At 64.3% G+C, this 22,967-nt stretch carries 27 protein-coding genes; 14 read left to right on the top strand and 13 right to left on the bottom strand.

Annotation, left to right across the window (positions count from 1 at the left end; all coding sequences use genetic code 11):
* Nucleotides 1-199: 199 nt before the first annotated feature.
* The 4 genes from GQY20_RS32685 to GQY20_RS26275 are packed head-to-tail and all read right to left on the bottom strand — an operon-like array spanning nt 200 to nt 2,457.
* A complete protein-coding gene (locus tag GQY20_RS32685) occupies nt 200-568 on the bottom strand; it encodes an RNA repair transcriptional activator RtcR family protein (RefSeq protein ID WP_232476259.1) in 369 nt (122 codons plus the stop codon).
* On the bottom strand, nt 516-1,199 hold the full coding sequence (locus GQY20_RS26285; protein ID WP_157220130.1) for a hypothetical protein: 684 nt from the start codon (nt 1,197-1,199) through the stop codon (nt 516-518). The genes GQY20_RS32685 and GQY20_RS26285 overlap by 53 nt, the downstream gene beginning before the upstream one ends.
* Nucleotides 1,199-1,873 (bottom strand): OmpA family protein, encoded by a 675-nt coding sequence (locus GQY20_RS26280; protein WP_157220129.1) that lies wholly within the window; start codon nt 1,871-1,873, stop codon nt 1,199-1,201. Before GQY20_RS26280 ends, GQY20_RS26285 begins: the two co-directional genes overlap by 1 nt.
* Nucleotides 1,874-1,878: 5 nt before the next feature.
* On the bottom strand, nt 1,879-2,457 hold the full coding sequence (locus GQY20_RS26275) for a hypothetical protein (protein WP_157220128.1): 579 nt from the start codon (nt 2,455-2,457) through the stop codon (nt 1,879-1,881).
* 203 nt (nt 2,458-2,660) lie between these two features.
* Between GQY20_RS26275 and GQY20_RS26270 the strand changes: the two genes are divergently transcribed.
* Nucleotides 2,661-3,542 carry a hypothetical protein gene (locus tag GQY20_RS26270; protein ID WP_157220127.1) on the top strand — a complete coding sequence of 294 codons (882 nt, stop codon included), beginning with the start codon at nt 2,661-2,663 and terminating at the stop codon, nt 3,540-3,542.
* Nucleotides 3,543-3,853: 311 nt separating this feature from the next.
* Here GQY20_RS26270 and GQY20_RS32880 read toward each other — a convergent pair whose 3' ends face one another.
* The gene (locus tag GQY20_RS32880; RefSeq protein WP_269769784.1) at nt 3,854-3,982 is read right to left on the bottom strand and encodes a hypothetical protein; all 129 of its coding nucleotides are present in this window, start codon (nt 3,980-3,982) and stop codon (nt 3,854-3,856) included.
* Nucleotides 3,983-4,433: 451 nt separating this feature from the next.
* Between GQY20_RS32880 and GQY20_RS26265 the strand changes: the two genes are divergently transcribed.
* From GQY20_RS26265 to GQY20_RS26255, 3 genes are all read left to right on the top strand, one after another.
* Nucleotides 4,434-5,573, top strand: coding sequence for an extracellular catalytic domain type 1 short-chain-length polyhydroxyalkanoate depolymerase (locus tag GQY20_RS26265; RefSeq protein WP_157220126.1), 1,140 nt, complete (start codon nt 4,434-4,436; stop codon nt 5,571-5,573).
* 21 nt (nt 5,574-5,594) lie between these two features.
* Complete coding sequence (locus GQY20_RS26260; RefSeq protein ID WP_157220125.1) at nt 5,595-6,851, top strand: cation:proton antiporter; 1,257 nt, start codon at nt 5,595-5,597, stop codon at nt 6,849-6,851.
* Nucleotides 6,852-7,188: 337 nt separating this feature from the next.
* Nucleotides 7,189-8,169: a sensor histidine kinase gene (locus tag GQY20_RS26255; protein ID WP_157220124.1), complete on the top strand. Its 981-nt coding sequence runs from the start codon at nt 7,189-7,191 to the stop codon at nt 8,167-8,169.
* Between the two features lie 192 nt (nt 8,170-8,361).
* Here the strand turns inward: GQY20_RS26255 and groL are convergent, their stop codons facing one another.
* Both groL and groES read right to left on the bottom strand, forming a co-directional pair.
* Nucleotides 8,362-9,981, bottom strand: a complete 1,620-nt coding sequence (groL, locus tag GQY20_RS26250; RefSeq protein WP_157220123.1) for a chaperonin GroEL — start codon at nt 9,979-9,981, stop codon at nt 8,362-8,364.
* 55 nt (nt 9,982-10,036) lie between these two features.
* Nucleotides 10,037-10,351, bottom strand: coding sequence for a co-chaperone GroES (gene groES, locus GQY20_RS26245; RefSeq protein WP_157220122.1), 315 nt, complete (start codon nt 10,349-10,351; stop codon nt 10,037-10,039).
* 274 nt (nt 10,352-10,625) lie between these two features.
* Between groES and GQY20_RS26240 the strand changes: the two genes are divergently transcribed.
* The 3 genes from GQY20_RS26240 to GQY20_RS32875 all read left to right on the top strand — a co-directional run bounded on the left by GQY20_RS26240 (nt 10,626) and on the right by GQY20_RS32875 (nt 11,425).
* Nucleotides 10,626-10,862, top strand: coding sequence for a hypothetical protein (locus GQY20_RS26240; RefSeq protein WP_157220121.1), 237 nt, complete (start codon nt 10,626-10,628; stop codon nt 10,860-10,862).
* The gene (locus GQY20_RS26235; RefSeq protein ID WP_157220120.1) at nt 10,859-11,128 is read left to right on the top strand and encodes an usg protein; all 270 of its coding nucleotides are present in this window, start codon (nt 10,859-10,861) and stop codon (nt 11,126-11,128) included. The genes GQY20_RS26240 and GQY20_RS26235 overlap by 4 nt, the downstream gene beginning before the upstream one ends.
* A gap of 165 nt (nt 11,129-11,293) precedes the next feature.
* Nucleotides 11,294-11,425 (top strand): hypothetical protein, encoded by a 132-nt coding sequence (locus tag GQY20_RS32875; RefSeq protein WP_269769783.1) that lies wholly within the window; start codon nt 11,294-11,296, stop codon nt 11,423-11,425.
* Nucleotides 11,426-11,529: 104 nt separating this feature from the next.
* On the opposite strand, the gene GQY20_RS26230 is transcribed toward GQY20_RS32875, so the two are convergent.
* Nucleotides 11,530-12,390, bottom strand: a complete 861-nt coding sequence (locus GQY20_RS26230) for a LysR family transcriptional regulator (protein ID WP_157220119.1) — start codon at nt 12,388-12,390, stop codon at nt 11,530-11,532.
* A gap of 102 nt (nt 12,391-12,492) precedes the next feature.
* Here GQY20_RS26230 and GQY20_RS26225 point away from each other — a divergent pair, with 102 nt between their 5' ends.
* The 3 genes from GQY20_RS26225 to GQY20_RS26215 all read left to right on the top strand — a co-directional run bounded on the left by GQY20_RS26225 (nt 12,493) and on the right by GQY20_RS26215 (nt 14,801).
* Complete coding sequence (locus GQY20_RS26225) at nt 12,493-13,332, top strand: oxidoreductase (RefSeq protein ID WP_157220118.1); 840 nt, start codon at nt 12,493-12,495, stop codon at nt 13,330-13,332.
* A gap of 26 nt (nt 13,333-13,358) precedes the next feature.
* A complete protein-coding gene (locus tag GQY20_RS26220; protein WP_157220117.1) occupies nt 13,359-14,207 on the top strand; it encodes an alpha/beta fold hydrolase in 849 nt (282 codons plus the stop codon).
* Nucleotides 14,208-14,270: 63 nt separating this feature from the next.
* On the top strand, nt 14,271-14,801 hold the full coding sequence (locus tag GQY20_RS26215) for a VOC family protein (protein WP_157220116.1): 531 nt from the start codon (nt 14,271-14,273) through the stop codon (nt 14,799-14,801).
* 427 nt (nt 14,802-15,228) lie between these two features.
* On the opposite strand, the gene GQY20_RS26210 is transcribed toward GQY20_RS26215, so the two are convergent.
* The 4 genes from GQY20_RS26210 to GQY20_RS26195 form a co-directional block, all read right to left on the bottom strand.
* Nucleotides 15,229-16,593: a carbohydrate porin gene (locus tag GQY20_RS26210; RefSeq protein WP_157220115.1), complete on the bottom strand. Its 1,365-nt coding sequence runs from the start codon at nt 16,591-16,593 to the stop codon at nt 15,229-15,231.
* 87 nt (nt 16,594-16,680) lie between these two features.
* Nucleotides 16,681-17,067, bottom strand: coding sequence for a response regulator transcription factor (locus GQY20_RS26205; protein ID WP_157220114.1), 387 nt, complete (start codon nt 17,065-17,067; stop codon nt 16,681-16,683).
* A gap of 76 nt (nt 17,068-17,143) precedes the next feature.
* Nucleotides 17,144-17,791: a response regulator transcription factor gene (locus GQY20_RS26200; RefSeq protein ID WP_157220113.1), complete on the bottom strand. Its 648-nt coding sequence runs from the start codon at nt 17,789-17,791 to the stop codon at nt 17,144-17,146.
* On the bottom strand, nt 17,788-19,302 hold the full coding sequence (locus GQY20_RS26195) for a sensor histidine kinase (protein WP_157220112.1): 1,515 nt from the start codon (nt 19,300-19,302) through the stop codon (nt 17,788-17,790). The genes GQY20_RS26200 and GQY20_RS26195 overlap by 4 nt, the downstream gene beginning before the upstream one ends.
* Before the next feature lie 239 nt (nt 19,303-19,541).
* On the opposite strand from GQY20_RS26195, the gene GQY20_RS26190 reads away from it, so the two are divergent.
* Together GQY20_RS26190 and GQY20_RS26185 are read left to right on the top strand one after the other, a co-directional pair.
* The gene (locus tag GQY20_RS26190) at nt 19,542-20,378 is read left to right on the top strand and encodes an alpha/beta fold hydrolase (protein ID WP_157220111.1); all 837 of its coding nucleotides are present in this window, start codon (nt 19,542-19,544) and stop codon (nt 20,376-20,378) included.
* A 53-nt stretch (nt 20,379-20,431) separates the two neighbouring features.
* A complete protein-coding gene (locus GQY20_RS26185; RefSeq protein WP_157220110.1) occupies nt 20,432-21,214 on the top strand; it encodes an alpha/beta fold hydrolase in 783 nt (260 codons plus the stop codon).
* Here GQY20_RS26185 and GQY20_RS26180 read toward each other — a convergent pair.
* Nucleotides 21,197-21,562, bottom strand: coding sequence for a winged helix-turn-helix transcriptional regulator (locus GQY20_RS26180; RefSeq protein ID WP_157220109.1), 366 nt, complete (start codon nt 21,560-21,562; stop codon nt 21,197-21,199). The genes GQY20_RS26185 and GQY20_RS26180 overlap by 18 nt on opposite strands.
* Nucleotides 21,563-21,653: 91 nt before the next feature.
* Here GQY20_RS26180 and GQY20_RS26175 point away from each other — a divergent pair, with 91 nt between their 5' ends.
* Nucleotides 21,654-21,980, top strand: coding sequence for a nuclear transport factor 2 family protein (locus GQY20_RS26175; protein WP_157220108.1), 327 nt, complete (start codon nt 21,654-21,656; stop codon nt 21,978-21,980).
* A complete protein-coding gene (locus GQY20_RS26170) occupies nt 21,977-22,759 on the top strand; it encodes an SDR family oxidoreductase (protein ID WP_157220107.1) in 783 nt (260 codons plus the stop codon). Before GQY20_RS26175 ends, GQY20_RS26170 begins: the two co-directional genes overlap by 4 nt.
* The last annotated feature ends 208 nt before the right edge of the window (nt 22,760-22,967 follow it).

Here is a 22,967-nt window from a genome sequence, read left to right as displayed (position 1 = left end):
CCTCTCCTTCAACCGCCAATATCACGCGGTCGCGCAAATCCTGTGAATAGGCTCGCGTCATCCTCTGCCGGCCTCCTGCCCAGCCAGCAGCTTGAATCATATTTCCAACCCTCACGGAATCTCCTCGATTCCGTCCGTTCGCAACCCGCTCTAATCGATATGCTCGCAATGTCGTCGTAGCGCGCCAGCTCAAGGTCGATCACGCTCCATCTGACTTGCCGCGTCGGGGCTGTGCCTGGAGCAGGCGGCCTGGAGAGTAATGCGCCTTGGTCAGCAGGAACGGGCAGGGCTGCGCGATGTGTGTGCCCGTCACGATGTGGATCGGGTGATCCACGTCGAGGTCGAGCGGCTTGTTGTTGATTTCCCTGAAATCCCAGGCGTCAGTGAGGGCGATCGCATGCTGCCCGACCACCATTTCCGGCGAGGCGAGGGTGCGCCGATGCCGGCCTGCGCTTCTCAGCCGGGCTAGCACCTTCTGCCGGCCTGGGTTTATCGACAGAGCTGCTGACGCTCGTTCAATGCGCCAGTTGTCGAAGATCGAATCGCGCGGGCGAGGGATCCTGTTCAAGCGCCCAGGAGCCATCCTTGTAGCGGAAGGTCTGACGTGCGTCCTCTTCGCGGGCGAGCCAGTCCTTGAAGCCGGGATAGAAAGCCTGAAGTGACGGCGCGCGCGCCCATGTTGGAATGTTGGCGAGGCGATAGCGATAAGTGACGTCCACCTGCCGCATCATGTCATCGACGGTACCAATTTCGACATCGCTGATCACGGGTCGCCCGTAACAGAGCGTTACCGGCATGTCCTTGAGATCGCCCGCGCCCGGTCGGAACTGTTTCGCGCCCTCCGGCGTCGGCCCGTATCGGGCTACCTGTCGCCGGCCGGAACCGGAATTGGGATCGGGGATCATCTGCTCACCCTCGAACCGCAGAAGCCCCGCGTCGATGAACGCCTGCGCACGCTTGCGGCTATAGGTGGCATCGACCGGCAAATCCCAGGGCATCGCGAAGAAAGGCGTGCATTGCAGATGCGTGTCGAACCAGCGCTGCAAGATCGACCGAGCCTCGCCCGGATCGAGGCGGGGAACCGTGTCCTCTTCGCCCGACGCGAAACCGCTCTCATCCGGCGAGGACGGTGAGCAGGCGAGCACCGGCATGAAACAGGCGGCGGTCAGAAACACTCTGCGCAGGCCAGCTTTCCCCATCAATTCCGCTCCGGCTGGATGATGATCTCAACCCGGCGGTTACGCTGGCGACCATCAGGATCGTCGCTGCCGTCCGGGCGGCTGTTGGGTGCAACAGGCTCGCGTTCGCCATAACCGCGCGCGGCGACAGCACGGCCGGTCCGATCCCTGAGCCACGCGGCGACTGCCGTCGCGCGCCGGTTGGACAGCGCATCATTATAGGCGTCGTCGCCCTTGGCGTCGGTATGCCCCGCCACCGACAATGGCGCATCTGGGTAGCTGGCGATCAGCCGGGCTGCCTTCTCAAGCGATGCAGTCGCATCGGGGCGGAGCGTCGCTTTGTCGAAATCGAACAATATGTCGGCGGGAAGATCGAAGCGGATGGATTTGTCCGGTCCCTGGCGGGCGGCCAGATCGGTCAACAAGGACCGGGTTTCCGCCAGGCGATCCGGCGCTATCTCCGCTTCCCGGAAGATCGTCTGCTCGCCGGCGGGTGCAAAGCGGCTTTCCGGTTCGGCACCGGCACCATCGCCAGGCCCGTCCACGAGCGTCATCCGGCTCTCCGGCACATCGACACGCACCGTCATGCGGCTGTCCGCCTCCTTGAGGCTGCGCGGCTGGGATGGCCCGTTGCAGCCCGTCAGCAGGACAAGACCCGCAGCGGTGAACTGGACGGGCGCATATAGCCTCGCCATCCGCCTCACCGCGCAGCGCTGTCCAGTTTGAGCGGGATGGACAGGCCGGGCGCGACCAGATCGTCTCCCGCATTATTATTGTTGATGACAAGAGTCAGCGCCTTGGCACCCGCGGGGACCGCGCCAAGGAATACGAGTTGGCCGTCCATCTGCTGACCGCGCAGGATGTGAAGCCGCGGATTGTCCTTCGGGGGCTTGAGCATCAGCTTGTTGCCCTGCTCGTCCTGAAGATAGGTAGGATCGGAAGCGAGCGGGACGTTGTTCGTGTCCGTTCCGCCATAGGAGGCGCTGACATCGAGGATGGTGGCATCCGTGCCGATCTCAATGCCTTTCACGCGGACCGTCAACCCGACCGGAGCAATACCCTGTGTATCGAGCGCGATGCGGCGGGCCTTGTCGGACACGATCGCGCCGTTCGTCGAATTGCCTTGCACGGAATCCTGCGAAGTATCTGGAGACTTCGCCGTCTCGCTGCCCGACTGTTCGGAGGGAGACGAGCATGCGGCCAGTGTCGCAATACCAAGAGCTGAAGCGACACCTATCCATTTCATATACGGAACCTCCCCTGAACGATGCGGATTCAACCGCCGGATCCTCGGGATCGTTCCTTTATCGCAATGAGATCATCGCGCTCATGACCCGGTTTGTCGAATGGAAGTGGGGGCTGCCTCGCGCGCATTTTGCCCAGTCAGCGAGGCGATCGTCGGCCCATGGCCGATTAAGCTTGTGCAGCGCGCGCCGAGGGCGCAGTCGTTCTGACGACTCGATCGGGAAAGGAGAGGCAATCATGGCCGCACCAATCCGCATCCTTCTGCAGACCACCATAGTGCCGATCGAGGACGACTGGCATATCGGCCGCTTCTCGATGCTTCGCGACACGCTCGCCGGGCTCAGGGATTCGAACGGGGCGCCGATGATCTTGGTCACCGCCCGCGATCGGGAAACCGCGTCCGGGCCCGACGCTGTGCTCTCGACCATCGACAAGTCGGACTATGATCAGCTCTGGCTGTTCGCCGTCGATACCGGAACCGGTCTCGACACCGAAGATTGCGCGGCCATCTCGCGCTTCCGCAAGAATCGCGGCGGGCTGATGGTGACCCGCGACCATATGGATCTTGGCTCATCGGTCTGCTCGCTGGGTGGAGTCGGCGCCGCCCATTATTTCCATTCCACGAATCAGGAACCCGACCCCGAGCGTCATTGCATCGACGACAGCGAGACACCGACGATTTTGTGGCCGAATTATCATTCGGGAGCGAATGGCGATTTCCAGGAGATCGAGATCGTCGGGCCGCTCCATCCCGTCTTCGCGGACCCGGAAGACGAGGGTGGCATGCTACGCTATTTGCCCGCCCATCCTCATGAAGGCGCCGTCGGTGCCCCGCCCGACGATCCGAGCGCACGGGTGATCGCCGCCGGCAAGAGCAGCGTTACCGGCCGCAGCTTCAATATCGCCGTGGCGTTCGAGCCGTCGGAGGCCGGAGGGCCGGCAATCGCCCAGTCTACCTTCCACCATTTCGCAGATTACAACTGGGACCCGGCCGCCGGCGCCCCGAGCTTCGTGAGCGAGCCGCCAGGCGATGCGCTACCCCGCACGCCCGAGGCGCGCCGATCGACGCAGCTCTATGCGCGCAACGTTGCGCTCTGGCTCGCCGGCCGAAGCCTTTGAGACGAGCTTCCGTCGTTTCGCAACGGCCGTCCTCTCTACAAAGCCGGCCCGGGCGGCAGGCCTGGCTACGACATGGAAGCCGATGCAGCTGAGGCGGTCGCGCGATGGAGCAAAAGGACGCCCCACCTTGCAGCCATGTCGGGGCAGCTGCAGACCTCCGCCCCCACGAGCAGCTCATGCTCACCCGGAGCATCGATTTTCTGCCGGATGTTGCGTCCTGCAACAGCACGACTGGAATCTTCTGCTACGCGGTGGGCACGTCGTGTACATTGGGTGGGCGCGGCCGCCGCGGCCTTTCCGCGAAAGAGCAATCAATCCTTTTTGGACTGTTGCGCCGTCGGCGTTCCTTTCAGCGACGGATTGGAAGCGTTCTGCTTGGGGGGTTCCGGCTTCTTCGGTTTTCGCGCTTCGCGGTTGCCCCGCTGTTGTCCCTTGGCCATGTCGTCATTTCCTTGGATACGGGCCTGCCTGGACCCTGGTGCAGATGATCGGCGCCCCCGAAAGTGGCAGGAGCGAACGTCCGCCACCTACGGGTGCTGGGTTGCGAAACTGCGCATGCGCCGCCTTCTGCGTGTCGGCAGTCGGCTTGCGAGCGACAGCGATGCGCGGCGCAGGCCGGGCAAAGCTCATATGTGGGGTACAGCGCATGAGAGGCTCCGCGTCAGAGCGGGAGCATGAAGAACTCTCAGTCGCAACCAGGCTCGAGACGGACGGTGCGATTGACGCTATATGGGTACGGCAGTCCGGTAGCACCAGCCCCATTTCCCGAGTGCGCGGATAATTCATCTGCATCCTTGCCATTTGCCCCGTCCGGCCCGGCATTGTGCAACGCAGCAATTCGATTAGATTGGTCTGCGTGTCAGGGCTTCCGCCATGGCAGGAGAAAGCCGCATGCGAAGCTTGAACGACACGCTCAGCCGTCTTTCCCGATTGCGGGACCATGCCTCGCGCGGCGTAACAGGGACCGTTGCCGAAGACCGGCTGTCTGATCTCGCGGTATTCGGGTCCAATCCCGGTGCGCTTCGCGGCCGTTTCTACCTTCCCCGCACTCGGCATGCATCGACAGCCTTGGTGGTCGTACTGCACGGCTGCACCCAGGATGCCGCCGGATATGATCATGGATCGGGCTGGTCGCGGCTGGCAGACGAACAAGGGTTCGCGCTGCTCTACCCGGAGCAGCAACGCGGCAACAACGCCAACCTCTGCTTCAACTGGTTCAACAGGGGCGACACGCAGCGCGATGCAGGCGAGGCGCGGTCGATCCGCCAGATGGTCTCGGCGATGGTCGAGGAGCATGGAATCGATCCGTCCCGCATCTTCGTGACCGGGCTTTCGGCGGGCGGCGCAATGACGTCGGTGATGCTCGCCACCTATCCGGACGTGTTTGCGGGCGGCGCGATCATCGCCGGTCTGCCCTATGGCACGGCCACGTCGATTTCCGAGGCGTTCGATCGCATGCGGGCGCATGGTGGCCCTCCGGCGGCGGCATTGTCCGCGCTCGTAGCCGCTGCATCACCGCACGAGGGACCCTGGCCGACGATATCGGTGTGGCATGGCGACCGCGATGCGACTGTGAGCCACGAAAATTCGGCACTCATCGTCGAACAATGGCGTGCCATCCACGGGCTTGAGCACATGCCGAGTGCCGTCGAGGAAGACGAAGGCCATCTTCGCCGTGTGTGGCGCGATGCCCAGGGGCGCGACGTTATCGAGGAATATCGCATCGCTGGCCTCGGTCACGGGATTCCGCTCAGCACCTCCGGCAGCGATGCCTGCGGGACGCCAGGACCGTACATGCTCGACACCGGGATTTCTTCGACGCGGCGGATCGCGCGCTTCTGGGGACTGACTGCGACGCAGACCGTGGACCGAGCCGAGCTTGCACGACCGCAGCCGTCCGCGGCGCCAACGAGCCCAAGCATGACCGTTTCCGCCGAGCCCGGCGGAATGCGGCGCCGGTCGCAGCTCACTTCCGGCGGCGTTGGACGCGTGATTGAAGATGCCCTGCGTGCTGCCGGCCTGATGCGCTAAGCAAGGAGCGAAAGGACTCCAGTGGAGCTCTCGCACCAGTTTTACGTCCTGCTGCTTGCCGGGCTGGGTGTGCTGGTGCTGATGACGGCTTGGCTGCCGATGTTGCTGCGCAAGGCTCCGCTGTCCCTGCCGATCCTGTGCGTGGCAGCGGGCGCTGCGCTGTTCGCGCTGCCGCCGCTCAGGCCCTTCGCGGTCCACCCGCTCCAATTCCCGGTCGTGGTGGAGCGGCTGAGCGAACTCGTCGTCATCGTCTCGCTGATGGGTGCGGGCCTGAAGATCGATCGGATGATCGGGCTGCGCCGCTGGTCACTCACCTGGCGTCTGCTGGGCATTGCAATGCCGATCACCATGCTGGTCGTCGCGGGCCTGGCATGGGGGCTTGTGGGGGCCGGCCCGGCGACGGCGCTGCTGATCGCCGCCGTGCTCGCGCCGACGGACCCGGTGCTTGCCAGCGACGTCCAGGTGGGCGGTCCCGGTGAAGGGAAAGAGGACGAAGCACGTTTCGCCTTGACCTCCGAGGCGGGGCTCAATGACGGCCTCGCCTTTCCCTTCGTCCATCTTGCGATTGCGCTCAGCGCAGCATCTTTCGGGAGCAGCGACCTGCTCGAATGGTTCGGGCGAGACCTTCTTTGGAAGACGTTTCTTGGAACCGCCGCGGGCTACGTCATCGGACGCGGTCTCGGTTATCTGACCTTTCACCTGCCGATGCGCGCGAGCCTATCACGCACGGGGGACGGCTCCGTGGCGCTTGCGGTTACGCTGCTCGCCTATGGTGTGGTCGAGACGCTGGGCGGGTTCGGCTTCCTGGCCGTCTTCGTTTCGGCGCTGGCCCTGCGCAATGCCAATCGCGACGATGACTATCACGACCGGCTGCATGGCTTCGCTGAAGAAGCGGAGCGATTGCTGATGATGTTGCTGCTCGTTTTGTTCGGCGGCGTCATTGCCTTCGGCGGCCTGCTCGCTGGCTTCGACCGGCCGATGCTGCTGTTCGTTGCCGGCGTCCTGCTGGTAGCCCGCCCGGCTGCGGGCCTGCTCAGCCTCGTCGGATCGAAGCTGCCCTGGCGCGAGCAGCTGGTGATTTCCTTTTTCGGCATTCGCGGGATGGGCTCGATCTACTATCTCGTCTTCGCGCTCAATCGCGGCGCGTTCGCCGACCCGCACCGGCTTTGGGCGATCATCGGCGGTGTCGTGCTCGCCTCTATCCTGTTGCACGGCGTCACCGTAACGCCGGCATTGCGACTGCTCGACCGATGGCAGCGGCGCCGAGGCTCACGCTGAGCTTCTACTCTGCGAGGCCGGCTCAGATGATGCGCTTCTGACCCGTGTCATGATGGTCGTTGCGGCCGCGCGCCGAAACCTCGCGCCCAGATGATCCTGACGCAGGCATTCCTTGGTCGAAATCATATCGAACCATAGCAAATTGGAACTTTTAGACGACCTTGCATGACTCGCTGGCTTCGCCAAGCCACCGATATGGCTCGATCTGATCCAAACAACGAGCGGTCTCACCGTCGAGGCGCCGGTCCATCTTTTCCCGGACAGCGTTGCAGCAAGCGTGTAGAGTGAGGTCTCTCTCACGATTGGACGAACGATATTGGCCGCACGGACGCCCGATATGCATGAGTGGCGACCTGACCAATTGCGCCACGCGATCAAAGCGGCGGGAATCGCGCTGTGGTCCTGGAACGTCGATACGGACGCCTTCGCGATGGACGAACTGGGGTTCGAGCTCTGGGAACTGCCACCCAGCGACCGAGTGACCTTCGGCCAGCTATCCGCGCGGATTCACCCGGCGGACCGTGATCGTGTTCAGTCTGCCTTCAGTGCCACCCGCGCGATCCTTGGACCCTATGAGACCGACTTTCGGATCATGATTGGCGACACGGTCCGCTGGGTAGCGGCGCGCGGCCAGGGCGAGGATGTCGGCATCGTCGGCCGGACGATGTACGGCATCTTTCTCGACGTAACGGGGCGAAAACAGGCTGAAGAAGGCCACGAACTCCTAGCCGGCGAGATGAGCCACCGCGTCAAGAACCTTATCGCGATCGCCTCGGGTCTGACGGCAATCTCCTCGCGATCGGCCGACAGCGTCGAGGACTTGGCACATGAGCTGACCGAACGCCTCTCAGCGCTCGGTCGCGCGCACGATCTGGTGCGGCCGCTTCCCGACGGCCAGGGCAATGCCGCGTTGCTCGGCGATCTGCTGGCCGTATTGTTGGCCCCCTATGATGACCTTGGCGCATTCAAGGGCCGGATCCGGGTCGCCGTTGAACGCATGGGCGTAGGCGAGCGAGCGGCGACCGGTCTTGCCCTCATAATCCACGAGCTGGCCACCAACTCGATGAAATATGGGGCGCTCTCGGCTCCGGTTGGCACGCTCGACCTCTCCAGCGTCGCGGATGGCGGAGACCTGGTCCTCACCTGGCTGGAACATGGTGGACCGAAGGTCAGCGTTCCGGTGGAAAGCGCCGGTTTCGGGAGCAAGCTTGTCGAGCGCAGCGTGACCGGCCAGCTCGGCGGCACGATCGATTACGACTGGGCCGAGAGCGGTCTCGTGGTGACGCTCCGCATGGATCGCGGCCGGCTTGCCAACTGACGGTTCGAGTGTGGTTTGATCGCACTGCGAGGCCCGTCTTCCACTCCGGGATCGTTCTGCGGACGGTCTCTGCTGCTGAGATCGGCCGTTCGCTGGCTATCATCCGGGGGACGTTGTTCCCTGCGATTTGGGAAGCTTGCCATAGCGCAGCGCCAGAAGATGGGAGGCCCGGCAGACCGGGCCTCCCGCCGATCAATAATCCATCGCCGGCGCCGGCGCGGATTTCTCCTCCTTGGGAAGCTCTGCGACGAGTGCCTCCGTCGTGATGAGCAGCGAGGCGACCGAGGCGGCGTCCTGCAGCGCTGTGCGCACGACCTTGGCCGGATCGATCACGCCCGCCTGGACAAGATCCTGATATTCGGCAGTGGCCGCATTGAAGCCCCAGTTATAATCGGAGCTTTCGAGCAGCTTGCCGACGATATAGGCGCCGTCCTCGCCGGCATTCTCGGCGATCTGCCGCGTCGGCGCACGGAGCGCCCGGCGGATGATATCGATACCGGACTGCTGGTCGTCATTAGCCGCCTTGAGGCCGTCGAGCGCCTTGATCGCGCGCAGCAGCGCGATGCCGCCGCCCGGCAGGATGCCTTCCTCGACCGCGGCACGTGTGGCGTGGAGTGCGTCGTCGACGCGGTCCTTCTTCTCCTTGACCTCGACCTCGGTCGCGCCGCCGACGCGGATCACCGCCACACCGCCGGCAAGCTTAGCCACGCGCTCCTGCAGCTTCTCGCGATCATAGTCGGACGTGGTGGTCTCGATCTGCTGACGGAGCTGCGCGACGCGACCATCGATGTCCGATTTCTGCCCGACGCCATCGATGATAGTCGTATTGTCCTTGTCGATCGCGACCTTCTTGGCGCTGCCGAGCATGTCGACCGTGACATTCTCGAGCTTGATGCCGAGATCCTCGGAGACGACGTTGCCGCCGGTCAGGATCGCGATATCCTCAAGCATCGCCTTGCGGCGATCGCCGAAGCCCGGCGCCTTGACCGCTGCGATCTTGAGACCGCCGCGCAGCTTGTTGACGACCAGCGTCGCCAGCGCCTCGCCCTCGACATCCTCGGCAATGATCAGCAGCGGTCGGCCCGATTGGACGACCTTCTCAAGAAGGGGAACGAGCGCCTGCAGGTTCGAGAGCTTCTTCTCGTGGATCAGGATGTACGGGTCATCCAGCTCCACCTTGAGCTTCTCGGCATTGGTGATGAAGTAGGGCGAAAGATAGCCACGGTCGAACTGCATGCCCTCGACCGTCTCGAGTTCGGTCTCGAGGCTCTTGGCCTCCTCGACCGTGATCACGCCTTCGTTGCCGACCTTCTCCATCGCCTCGGCCAGGATGCGCCCGACCTCCTCGTCGCCATTGGCGGAGATGGTCGCGACTTGCGCGATCTCGCTGTTGGCGCCGACCTTCTTGGCGTGGCTTTCGAGATCCTTGACGACCGCGTTGACCGCGAGATCGATGCCGCGCTTGACGTCCATCGGGTTCATGCCGGCGGCAACCGCCTTCGAGCCTTCGCGCACGATCGCCTGGGCCAGCACGGTGGCGGTGGTAGTGCCGTCGCCCGCCTTGTCGTTCTGCTTGTTGGCGACCTCGCGCAGCATCTGCGCGCCCATATTCTCGAACTTGTCGGCAAGCTCGATTTCCTTGGCAACGGTGACGCCGTCTTTGGTGATGCGGGGAGCACCGAACGACTTCTCGATGACGACGTTGCGGCCCTTGGGACCGAGCGTCACCTTCACGGCATTGGCCAGCGTATCCACGCCGCGCAGCATGCGGTCACGCGCGTCTGACGCAAACTTCACTTCCTTGGCAGCCATCTGCCTACTCCTTCCTTCGATTCCTTCCTGATGGTTAGAGGGATGACAGGTTCGCCTAGGCGGCCTGCTTCAGAGGCACGACAGTGTCGATCACGCCGAGGATGTCGCTCTCCTTCATGATGAGCAGATCTTCGCCGTCGATCTTGACCTCGGTGCCCGACCATTTGCCAAACAGGATGCGATCGCCGGCTTTTACGGACAGCTCGAGGAGCTTGCCGCTATCGTCGCGAACGCCTGGGCCCACGGCGACCACTTCGCCTTCCTGGGGCTTCTCCTTGGCGGTGTCGGGGATGATGATGCCGCCCGAGGTCTTCTCCTCGGCCTCGATGCGGCGGACGACCACACGGTCGTGCAAGGGGCGGAAATGCATGCATAACCTCCGAATGCAAAACAGATTGTGATGTCACTCCCGTTCATCTGAACGACAGGTGCGCGTGAGCTAGGCAAAGAGATTTTTGCGTTCAAGAGGGGACGTAAAATTTTTTGGCACTCACCTGCCCAGAGTGCCAATCGAACCTGTTTCCGCCCCATGCGACGACGTCTTCACTCTTGACGCGACTCAGGTCATCACCAAAATCGTCAGCTGCGTGCGGTACTCCGCCCACGCATGAGAAAGGAGCGACATAAGGAAAGGAGCCACGGCCATGTCGCAGCCATTTTCCCGTTATCTGCATCCTTTTGATGTTGCGCGCCATCCGCGTCTCGAGCCTGAAGTGAAGCGTGCTATCCTCGCCTCCTGGGCGTCCGACCGCTCCGCGGTGAAGGACCAGCCGGCAATGCGCAAGCCGCCCGGCGCCAGGCGCGCCGTTCCGATCGACGAGGTCCTCGCCGCCATGCGGTCGCTCGATGAGCCGCGAACGGACGGCCGATCGCTGCAATGAGCGATCGCGCCTTCATCGCGCAGCTGGAGGGCTATGGCCTCACCACGGCCGAGATCCATTATTACAGGCCGGATGCGCCGTCGCTTCTCCAGCTGTTCGTCTGGCAGGAATATGATCTCGCGCCGGATTTCCCCGTGCTGTTCGACTTTCTCGACCACTGGCGGCGCGAAATCGAGGCCGCGCTCCATTCGGTCCGGATTGCCCATGGCCGGCTGATCGGCCCCACCGAGTGGCGCGCGGTCGATGGCATCATCCCACTCCCATGACGCGCGGTCTTCGCGCGATGGCGCCGGCGAGGCGGAGGGACGGTCCGCCTCGTCCTTGCATTGATCGCAATGCGGCGGACATTCTCGTTCACCGCTTCCGTCTTCGGCAGGGTTACCGTCAGCAGGCCGTTCCTTTACGTTGATACGGGCAGGTTGAAGGCCATCATGACCGACTGGAATCTGCCGTCGGTGGGCATCTTTGTCGTGCGACCGCCTGGCCAGCACCTCGCGCGAAAGGTGCGCGTGCTGACCGAGCTGATGCTGGAGCACTTCAGTGAGACCGGGCGGCCGAAGTGACCGGACGACTGCTGGAAGCGAAAAACCTCTCGCAGTTGGGCGGGACTGACGTTCATCGCAGCCAGACGCAGGCACATCCTGGGAGCACTCGGCCGGCCCGCACATCATGCGGTCGCATTCACGAGATGATCCGATACCGTCGAGATGAACGCGCGAAGACGACTGAGACGCCGTAGGTCCCGGTGATATCCCATCCAAATGTCTCGCGCCGGTGGCGGCGCCGGCAGTTCCAGTCTGCGGATGCCCGGGATCTGATTGCCGACCAGGCGGGGCAGGACAGCGATGCCGACGCCCTGCCTGCACATGCGCCCCTGGACGTTACGGTTGTTCGATCGCAGCACCGGTCTCGCATTGGGAAAACGCTCGATGAGCCACTCGATGTCGGGGAAATGGCCCGTCGACGTGTCATGGGTGATCAGCCGGAAACCCGTGCCGTCGCCATATTTTGGATCGGCGGCCTCCTCGGCGATATAGACGCCATATTCGAGCCTGAAGAGCCGTCGCTGAACGACATCGGCCGTGTCGAACGGAACGATGCGAAAAGCGACGTCAGCCTCCCGTTGGGCAAGGCTGAACAGGCGCGTGCCGGTCAGGATCTCGACGTCGACATTGGGGTAGGCTTTCGTGAAATCCGCCAGGATGGGAGGGAGGACATAGGCCCCGAACCAGTCGGCCGACGAAATGCGCAGACTGCCTTTGAGGTTCTGCTCCTGCCCCGCGAGCCGGCGCTCCATGGCCAGCGCGCCTTCTTCCATCTGCTCGGCCAGCGCGATGATCCCGTGGCCCTCTTCGGTCAGAACCAGCCCGTCGGCCGTGCGCTGGAAAAGCGCGTGCCCCATCGCCTGCTCGAGTGCGCGCAGGCGCCTGCCGACGGTAGGATGGCTTGTCTGAAGAGAACGCGCGGCGCCGCCGAGCGTGCCGGATCGCGCAATCGCGAGAAAGATCCTGACGTCGCTCCATTCCATCGCAACCACTCGCACAAAACTGAACGCCGATAGTACAGATCTGTCAGTTCAAGAACAAATCTAAACACCTAGATTCCCTCCATCGTCTGGAGGTGCGTAATCATGAAAACCTGGTTCATCACAGGCTGCTCAAGCGGGTTCGGCCAGCGGCTCGCGCTCGCGGCAGCACAGCGCGGCGACCAGGTCGTCGCGACGGCGCGCGATCCCAGGACGATCGAGCGGATGGCCGAGCCTTTCGGCGGCCGCATGATCACCTTGCCACTCGACGTGACCGATGCGGCTGCGGCCAAGGCAGCAGTGGCACGAGCGGTCGAGACCTTCGGCGGGTTCGACGTGCTCGTGAACAATGCCGGCTACGCCCTGTTCGGCGCGATCGAGGAAGGCACGCCCGAGGAATATCGGCCGATGTTCGAGGTGAACGTCTTCGGTCTGATCGAAACCACCAGAGCCGCGCTGCCGGTCCTGCGGCGCTCGGGCGGAACGATCGTCACCATGTCGTCCGGCGCGGGCATCGAGGGCCGCGGCGGCGGCGGTTATTACCACGCCGCCAAGTTCGCCGTGGAGGGGATCTCCGAGGCCCTCGCCGGCGAGCTGAAGCCGTTCGGCATCCGCGTGCTGATCGTCGAACCGGGGCCGTTTCGTACGGAGTTCCTGGGCCGCTCGATCACGATGGCGGCCAACGAGATGCCCGAATATGCCGCAAGCTCGCGCAAGCATTACCGCGACACCAACAACGGCAATCAGGCGGGCGATCCCGACAAGGCGGTCGCGGTGATCCTGCAGGCGGTCGACGCCGATGACGCCCCGCTCCACCTGCCGCTCGGCCCGGCCGCACACGCGATCGCCGAGCGGAAGCTGGCCGCTTTCCGCCGCGATATCGACGCCTGGCGCGACATCACGATCGCCACCGATTTCGACGAGCGCCGAGCGCCGGTCGTCTGAACGTCAACATCCGACTGGAACGCGATATGATCGCAACTTTGACGGGATTTACCCAGCAGCTGGTGCCGGTGAACGGCATCAGGATCAACGCCGTCACCGGAGGTTCGGGCCCGCCGATGCTTCTGCTTCACGGCTGGCCGGAAACATGGTGGGAATGGCACCATGTGATGCCGCTGCTGGCCGAGCATTTCAGCGTGGTGGCGATCGATCTGCGCGGTGCGGGCTTTTCCGACTGCCCGCAGGGCGGCTATGACAAGGCGACGATGGCGCGTGACGCGCACGAGGCGATGCTCGCCCTCGGGCATGAACGCTACGCCGTGTGCGGACATGATATCGGCGGAATGGTCGCCTTGCCGCAGGCCGTCCTCTATCGGGAAGCGGTTACCCACCTGGCCGTCCTCGACGTTCCGCTTCCCGGCTGGACAGGATGGGAGGCGACGACCGCAGGGCTCTGGCACTTCAGCTTCCATATGAACCGGGACCTACCCGAGCGCCTGATCCATGGCCGTGAATATGACTATGTTGCGACCTTCATGGCAGAGCGCTTCTACGATCACAGCGCCTTCGATCCGGCCGATATCGAGATCTATGCCAAGGCGATGGCGCTTCCCGGCCGCCTGCGTGGCGGCATGGAATGGTATCGGACCCTCGCCGCCGACCATGCGGCCGCGCTCGAGTACAAGAAGCAGCCGCTCGAAATACCGGTGCTCGGTCTCGGCGGGGATCAGCGCTTCGGTGCGCAGATGGTGCCGATGCTCAAGGAGTTCGCCACCGATGTGACGGGCGGCTCGATCGCGCGGTGCAGCCACTATGTCGCGGACGAGCGGCCGGATGACGTCGCAGCCGCGCTGATCGCGTTCCTCAGGGCCAATTGAAACGCGGCGCCCCGCGTCGTCGCGGGCCTCGCAATGGATCGAATAACAGCAAAGGATACTGGCATGACCGCACCCGTCATTCGCGGCGTCAATCATATCGGCATCACCGTGCCCGACATCGAAGCCGCAAAATCGTTCCTGGCGGAAGCGTTCGGCGGCCAGCTGATCTACCAGTCCTTCGGCCCGCAGGACCCGCCGCGGCAAGGACCCGACTTCGAGCGCGCCGTCGGCGCTTTTCCCGGAACGGTCGTGCGCGCGCAGGCGATGGTCAAGATCGGGACCGGACCCGATATCGAGCTCTTCGAAATGCACGGCCCCGAGCAAGCCGAGCCGATCCGGGCGAGCGACTTCGGCATCACCCACTTCGCTCTCTACACCGACGATATCGACGCATCGGTCGAGCGCTTCGAGAAGGCGGGAGGCACCCCCCTCACCGCGCCGCGCGCCATTCCCTATGCAACCGAGAAAGGCCCTGGAAACAAGGTCTGCTACTGCCGCATGCCGTGGGGCACGACGATGGAATTCATCACCACGCCGGACCGCATGGCCTATCACGACCAGACCGATCTGCGCAGGTGGCAGGACGAGGGCTGAGCAGGGCGCAACGAAAGGAACCGCGTCAGCTAAGTCGCGGGTGATGCAGACGCCGCCGGGAGGCTCGACGCGTGCGCAGCCGCGACGGCTGTGGTGACGGACCAACCGCACCGGCGGTCAGCCATCCGTGTGAGCGCCTGTTCCATGCTGCGATGCGCCGCGAGCGGCGAAGTTCGTACGACTTGAGATGCGCGTGAACGATCCAGAGTATCGGAGCGGCCAGCGGGAACCATAGCGACGATGCCGTGGCATTACGGGAATGAGCAAGAGCATGGGCAAGCGATGGGAGCAGGTATCAATTAGCTGTCGCGGTGCTCTGCTACCTAAGCTCGGACGGCGCCGACATGGAGTTTCCGGTCTGGCTCGACATCGCTCGGTTCGATGAAGACGTCGTCAGGGAAAGTGATCATGATGGTTCCTTTCAGTCCTAGAGGCGGAATGACGTGCGCAATCCAAGCACGAGCGCGTGCGAAGGCAGGGGCGAGGCGATCGGGCCGTCCAGCAGCGCGGCGGATGGATGGAGGATCAGCTGCGCATTGGGCTGCAGATAGAAGTGCGCGCCCAGGCTGAACTGCCAACTTGCCTCGGCCACCGCCTCGAGGCGCGGCAAGGCCGGCGCCGGACCGGCCGCTTCACCCTGCGCGATGCGCAGTGCGCGTAAACGCGGGGAAATTCGGGCAATGGCGAAGGCGATGCCGAATGTGTCATTGGGGCGGCTGCGCAGCGGCGACGAGAGCGAAAGCCCCGCGTCCAGATATCGGTCGATCGGATTGCGGTCGGCCGGACTGACCGATGCACGCACGAAGCCACGCAACGTGCGCGTGCCCGACCTCCAGAGCCGTGCATCGGCCATCGCGTAGATCGCGTTGTCGCCACGATGCAGCAATGGATTGCCGGAGGATCCCGGCGCCGCTAGCAGTCCACCGCGATCGTCGCGCGCAAGGTCGTCGAACCGGCCGGTATGCAGCCATCCGCCAAGCGTCACCGTCCATGCCGGATCGGTGCCGCCGGCGCTCCGCGCAATCTCGGCGATCAGGAACGGCCGCCCCTTGAAGCGCAGTCCGTTCAGTCCGTGGAGATCGCGCCGTTGCGGGTCGTCGGTTCCGGGACCGGCAGGGTCGCCGGCGAAGATCGCGGCCCTGAACGCCACTCGGGCGGAAGGTGCCGCGGCAAGGCGCAGGCCCGGTGCCGCCAACGGATAGGCCGGGCCCCCGCTCGGCAGGTCGGTAGCGAAGCTGGCGGGCCAGCCGAAGGTCGAATTGATGAACAGTCCCGCCGTCGGGCTGACCGCGAATTCCTGCGCTGCGGTGAACTGGCCCACGCGCACTGTGGTCCCGGCGCCGAAGCTCTGTTCGATCCACAGATTGAACAATCGTGCGGCCGGTTCGGCCTCGATCCCGCTGACGGGAAGGAGCGTTCCGACTCGACCCGAAAGGCCGGTGCCGTTGATCAGATGCAGGCTGATGTGCGCCATGGCGCCACGCCAGCCCACGACGCGATCGAGGTCGGCGTCGCCAATCAGTCCGATGCGCTGAAGATAGACGGCGCCGCGCCGGTCACCGCCATCGACATCACCGTTCAGATCGCTGTTGTACGTGAGGGCGAGCGTCGCCGCGGACCCGCGGCTCTTGATCGTTTCCCCGTTCTCGCCCGACAGCTGGGCACTTCGCGGCGCTTCCGGAGCCTGTTGCTGTGCGCGTGCCGCCGTGCCGGCGAACAGCGCAGCGCCGCACAGGGCGAGTGCGAGCCAGCGGCGCTTCCATTCACGGTGCTTGGTCGCTTTCACTGGCATGGGTCTGATCCTCTGCCGGCACGAAATCGTGCCGGCCGTGATCAGGAAAGTGCAACGAGCATCACGCTCATTCCATCATATGGAAGTTTATGGTCGCTCCGAAGCCCCGCTGATGGCGTGCTCGACGGCATCGAGAAAGGCATCCGGGTCGACCGGCTTGGCGAACACCGCGACGGCGCCCGCATCGATCGCTTCCTCGCGCGCTTTGGCGGTCAGATAGGCCGTCATCATGATCGCCGGCCGGCGCCAGCCGCGACCGGCGAGCGCATGGAGCAACTCGATCCCGGTCATGCCGGGCATGTGGAGATCGGTGACGATGCAAGCGGCGAGGTTGATGCCGTCCCAGGCGAGCAGAGCTTCCCCGCAGGCAAAGCCGTGACTCGCCAATCCCGCCGAACGCAGCAGGCTGGAGAGGCTTCCCCGCACATCGGGATCGTCATCGACGACAGCGATCAGGAGAGGGGAAGCGGACACGGGCACTCCGACTGATGCAGCGCTTTGCTGCTCGAAAACAGGAGATGGTCCGGCGCGCCGGCCGGCGCCATCATACTCAGGTGCTAAAGCGGTGGATGCTGGCGTCGCGAACGCCGAGCTGTTCGGCCATGCGCACCAGATCGGCGAGCGATTGCGCCTCCATTTTCCGCATCACATTGCCGCGATGGATTTTAACAGTGATTTCGGACAAGCCCATCCGGCCGGCAACCTGCTTGTTCATCAGGCCGGTAACGACCAGCGCCATCACCTCGCGCTCGCGCGGCGTGAGACTCTGATAGCAGTTGCGAAGTTCTGCGGTGCCGGCGGCCGCTGCCCGGTTGGTGCGATCACGCTCGATTGCCGCTGCCACCGCAGCCAGCATCTGCTCGTCACCGAACGGCTTGGGGAGGAAGTCGACTGCGCCGGCGCGCATGCCGCGCACCGTCATGGGAATATCGCCGTGCCCGGTCATCAGCACCACCGGGATGCCGATGCCCTGGGAGACCAGGCGCTCCTGAAAATCCAGGCCGTTTTCTCCGCCGAGCCGGATGTCGAGCACCAGGCAGCAGGCAGTGGACGGAACGCCCGCCGCCAGAAATGCCTCCGTCCCTTCGTACAGGGCCACGTCGAGACCGCTCGAGCGGAACAGGCTGCCAAGCGCCGAGCGCAACTCGGCATCGTCGTCGATGATGCACACGCATCCGGCGGGCTCTTCGCTCGTCATACTCGATCCCCTTCGTTCGTACCGACCGGCAATCCGAACCGGAAGACGGCACCGCCATCGACATGGTTCTCCGCCGTCAGCCGACCGCCATGCCGTTCGACGATCGCGCGGCAGATCGACAATCCCATGCCCATGCCCTCGGCCTTGGTGGTGAAGAAAGACGCGAACAGCGCTTCGGGGTCGCCGGCAATGCCGGGGCCGGTGTCGCGAATCTCGATCACCACATTCTCGCCGTGACATGTGGACGACAGCCGCAGTTCGCGCCCACCTGACGAAGCCGCCGCCATCGACTGGTCGGCATTGAGCATGAGGTTCATCAGCACCTGCTGGATCTGGACCCGGTCACCCTGGACGAAGCGTGCACCCGGCTCGGCCGAGATCACGATCCCGACCTCATGCGACTGCAGATCGCGCCTAAGCAGCGCGACGGTCTCGTCGATCAGCGGTGCCAGCGCAAAGCGTTCATAGCGCGGCTCGGCTTTGCGGCTCATGTCGCGAATGCGCGCGATCACGTCGGCGGCGCGCTTGCCGTTGGTACCGATATGGTCGAGGCAGTCCGCCACTTCGATCGCGCCGGGCGCCTCGCGCGACAGCCAGCGCTTGCCCGAATTGGCATAGGTGATGATCGCCGAAAGCGGCTGGTTGATCTCATGGGCGATCGAGGCCGACAGCTGTCCCAGCAGGTTCACGCGCGAGACATGGGCGAGCTCGGCCTGCGCCTGGTCGAGCCGCACCTGCGTCAGGTTGCGCTGGGTCACGTCGAGCGCCATCACCAGCACCCGCTTCCAACCGTCGTGATCCGGAGGCAGCGTGACGCGCAGGATGACGTCGACCAGCGCGCCGCCGCGATTGCGGAACTGGGTCTCCTCGCGGATCGTAGTTTGGCCTTCGCGCAGCCCGCGGATGATGTTGCCCAACGTTCTCTGCGACGCGGGCGTGCGATGGTCATAGATCGTGCCGCCGATCAACGCATTCCGGCTCGATACGCCGAACAGGTCCGCCGCCGCATCGTTGAGGTCACGGACCACCGCATGGCGCGAGGCGAATTCGACGAGCTGCTGCGGGTCATGTTCCTGCTGCAGCCGTTCATGAATTGCCGACCAATCGGCTTCCCACATCGGAAAGCCCGCGGATTCGAAAAGGGTTCGATAGCGTTGGTCGGCTTGGCGCTGACGTTCGAGTGCGCCGAAGTTGCGCAGACTGAGCGCCGCCGTGATCGCGATCGCGACAAGGCTGACGCCGAGCCGCATCGCGGGCGACCCCAGCGGCTCGTGCAAATGGCTGACGACATACCCCAATATCGCCAGTGCTGCGCCGAAAAGGGCAGCGGCGACCGTCAGCGCTCGGTCCCGACTGCGCGAGGCGACAAGCACGACGATCGTGTAAAGAACCGCTACGGCGCCCTGGAGCGGGCTGAGGACGTCGAGCGCCAGTATCGCCAGAGCAAGCAGCAGCGCCGGGAGGCCGTGCAGGCGCCGTGTCGGAGCTATGGCCGCGAAATCGCCGCGCATGTATTTCCGCAAACCTCCGGGTCGCAAGTCGACGCCGCCAAGCTGAACGACGATTGCCAGCCCGGCAACAGCGAATTCGGTGCAACCCGGCTAAGCCACCGCCGGCACAACTCTACTATCCAAGTATAAGGCCCAGCGCAGGCACCCGAAACCTGCGTATGATATCGCCGATCGATCACCGGGTCGATGTTCCGGGCCAGGGACGAATTGCATCGTCGCACCGGACATCGGAGGATATCATGACCTATCTCACCACATCGGACGGCACCGAAATCTATTACAAGGACTGGGGTCCCAAGGACGCCCAGCCGATCGTGTTCCATCACGGCTGGCCGCTTTCGTCCGACGACTGGGATGCGCAAATGCTGTTCTTCCTCGCCAACGGCCACCGTGTCGTTGCGCATGACCGACGCGGGCACGGTCGCTCGTCGCAGACCGACATCGGCCACGACATGGACCATTATGCCGCGGACGCATCGGCCGTCGCCGAGCATCTCGACCTTCGCAACGCCGTGCATATCGGCCATTCGACCGGTGGCGGCGAAGTCGCGCGCTACGTCGCGCAATATGGCCAGCCGCAGGGCCGCGTCGCCAAGGCAGTGCTGGTCAGCGCGGTCCCGCCACTGATGCTGAAGACCGACGCCAACCCGGACGGAACGCCGATCGAAGTGTTCGATGGTTTCCGCAGCGCGCTCGCCGCCAATCGCGCAGAATTCTTCCAGGCCGTGGCGTCTGGCCCCTTCTACGGGTTCAACCGCCCGGGTGCGGCCGTTTCCGAGGCCGTCATCCGAAACTGGTGGCGCCAGGGCATGATGGGAAGCGCCCTCGCGCATTACGAAGGCATCAGGGCCTTTTCGGAAACCGATCAGACGGCCGATCTCAATGCCATCATCGTGCCGACGCTGGTGATGCAGGGCGACGACGACCAGGTCGTGCCCTACCGGGATGCGGCGCTGAAGCAGATCGAGCTGCTGAAGAACGGCACGCTCAAAATCTATCCCGGCTATCCGCACGGCATGCTCACCACCCATGCCGATGTCATCAACCCGGATCTGCTCGCCTTCGTCAGAGCCTGAGCTCTCCATGAGGCGGCGGCAAGCACCCCCGCCCGCAACCGCGGAGAAATTCGATGCGTGCAATATTTTCGGCCGCGGCGCTGGCGCTGTCGGCAGGTTCCACGCCCCTGATCGCGCAACCGGCGCCCGCGCCGGTACAGGGGACGGCCACCGCCGTCGCGCGCAATGTCGTGCTGGTCCATGGCGCATGGGCCGATGGCTCGAGCTGGAGCAAGGTGATCCCGCTGCTCCAGGCTGCCGGCCTGCACGTCACATCGGTACAGAATTCGCTCACCTCGCTCGAGCAGGCGGACGCCGACGTTCGTCGCGCCCTGGCGGCGCAGGACGGACCGACCGTGCTGGTCGGTCATTCGTGGAGCGGTACCGTGGTAAGCGACGTGGGCGACGATCCGAAGGTGAGCGCTCTGGTGTATGTCGCCGCGCGCGCGCCTGCGGCCGGTGAGGACTTCCTCGCGCTGCAGCAGCGCTTTCCCAATACTCCCGCGCGCGCCGGCATCGTCACCACAGCCGGATTCACCACCTTGTCGCAGTCAGCCTTCCTCGATGACTTTGCCAACGGTGTGCCGAAGCGCGAGGCCATGGTGCTGTTCGCCGAGCAGGGCGCTACGGCCGCCAGCCTGTTCGGCGAGCAGACCACGGCGACCGCCTGGTCGACCAAGCCGAGCTATTATGCCGTATCTCGCGACGACCGGACCATCGCGCCCGAGTTCGAGAGCTTCCTGGCAAGGCGCATGCATGCCACGACGGTCGAACTCGCCGCCGGCCATCTATCTATGGTCAGCAGGCCTCGCGAGATCGCCGACCTGATCATCCGGGCGTCAGGCGTCCGGCGATGATACGGGCGCTTCCGCCTTCATTGGTGCCTCGCGATCGGCCGCCCAGGTCAGCAGTGCGTCCAGCGCGGGACACAGCGCCTGGCCCCAGTCGGTCAGGCTATATTCCACCTTGGGCGGCACTTGGTGGAAGATCGTCCGCCGCACGATGCCATCCTGTTCCAGCTGCCTGAGCTGCTGGATCAGCATCTTCTGCGACACCGCGGGAATCGCGCGTTCGAGCTCGGAAAAGCGGAGCACGCGGCCGCCGAAGAGATGGAAGAGGATCACCAGCTTCCATCGGCCTTCGAGCAGCTTGAGCGCCTTCTCGACACCCTCGGCTGCGGTCTCGCGCGTGTAATCGTGAGCCATACCTTTAAGTAAGTACCCAACTTTTTCGTCAGTACTTGTTCATAAGCCGGCGACGGGCAATCTGTCCACTCGCTACAAGCGGAGAACCAAAATGCCCCCTGTCCTACCGAAGCCGATAGCCGCCTGTTTCGCCGTCGATGCGGGCAACGGCACTGCCGTCGCCGACTGCTTTACGGCCGATGCCGTCGTCGTCGACGAACGGCGGACCTATGGAGGCCGTTATGCGATCGCCCGTTGGCAGTCCGAGACAGCGGCGAAGTACCGATATACGAGTGAGCCGATCGCGATCGAGAATGCCGGGGATAGCACGACCGTCACTGCGCACTTGGTCGGCAATTTCCCGGGAAGTCCCGCGGACCTGCGTTATGCCTTCACCGTCGTCGATGGCGCGATCGCACGGCTGGAGATCGTGCCATGAGCTTCGATCTCGGGCTGGAAGGCAAGCGCGCGCTGGTCACCGGTGGCACCAAGGGCGCCGGTGCGGCGGTGGTCGAGGCATTTCTGGAAGCAGGCGTGCGGGTCGTCGCTGCTGCCAGATCGGTCCCCGCGGAAGCCGCGGAGCGTCTGGAATATGTCGCGGCCGATCTCATGACCGCGGAAGGGTGTGCTGCGCTCGCCGCCACTGCCCTTGACCGGCTCGGCGGAGTCGACATCCTCGTCAACATGCTCGGCGGATCGAGCGCGCCACCGGGAGGCTTCGCGGCACTGAGCGATGCGGAGTGGTTCAAGGAACTGAACCATAACCTCATGCCGGCGGTCCGGCTCGACCGCGCGCTGCTGCCGTCGATGATCGCGCAGGGCTCGGGCGTCATCGTCCATGTGACGTCGATCCAGCACGAGCTCCCGCTCCCTGAATCGACCACAGCCTATGCCGCGGCTAAGGCCGCGCTTTCGACCTATAGCAAGAGCCTGTCGAAGGAAGTGACGCCCAAGGGCGTCCGCGTCGTGCGCGTGTCACCCGGGTGGATCGAGACCGACGCGGCGGTGGCACTGGCTCAGCGCCTCGCCGACGACGCAGGGACCGATTATGAGGGTGGCAAAAAGATCATCATGGATTCGCTTGGCGGCATTCCGCTCGGCCGCCCGGTAAAACCGCACGAAATCGGCGACCTCATGGCGTTCCTCGTGTCCCCGCGCGCTGCGGCAATCACCGGCACCGAATATGTCATCGACGGCGGGACCGTTCCGACCGCTTAGCTGCTCAGGCGGGGCCGCGCTCGGCGAGCAAGAGGATGTCTCTTGCCTATATTGTGTCGCTCGACGGACCGCCGGTGCCGTCCGCACGTTCCCGCGCAGAACCTATCTGCTCCGCATTCCTCCATGCTTACGCGGGCGACGCCCTCCCAATCGAAAACGCCCAGCTACAATGCGAAAGCCCACTTCGGATGAAATGAACATCCGCAGA

It is taken from the genome of Flavisphingomonas formosensis (genome assembly GCF_009755815.1).
GTDB classification, from domain to species: Bacteria; Pseudomonadota; Alphaproteobacteria; order Sphingomonadales; family Sphingomonadaceae; genus Flavisphingomonas; species Flavisphingomonas formosensis.
Note: the sequence above shows the minus strand (reverse complement) of the source record. Positions and strands in the feature narration are given on the sequence as shown.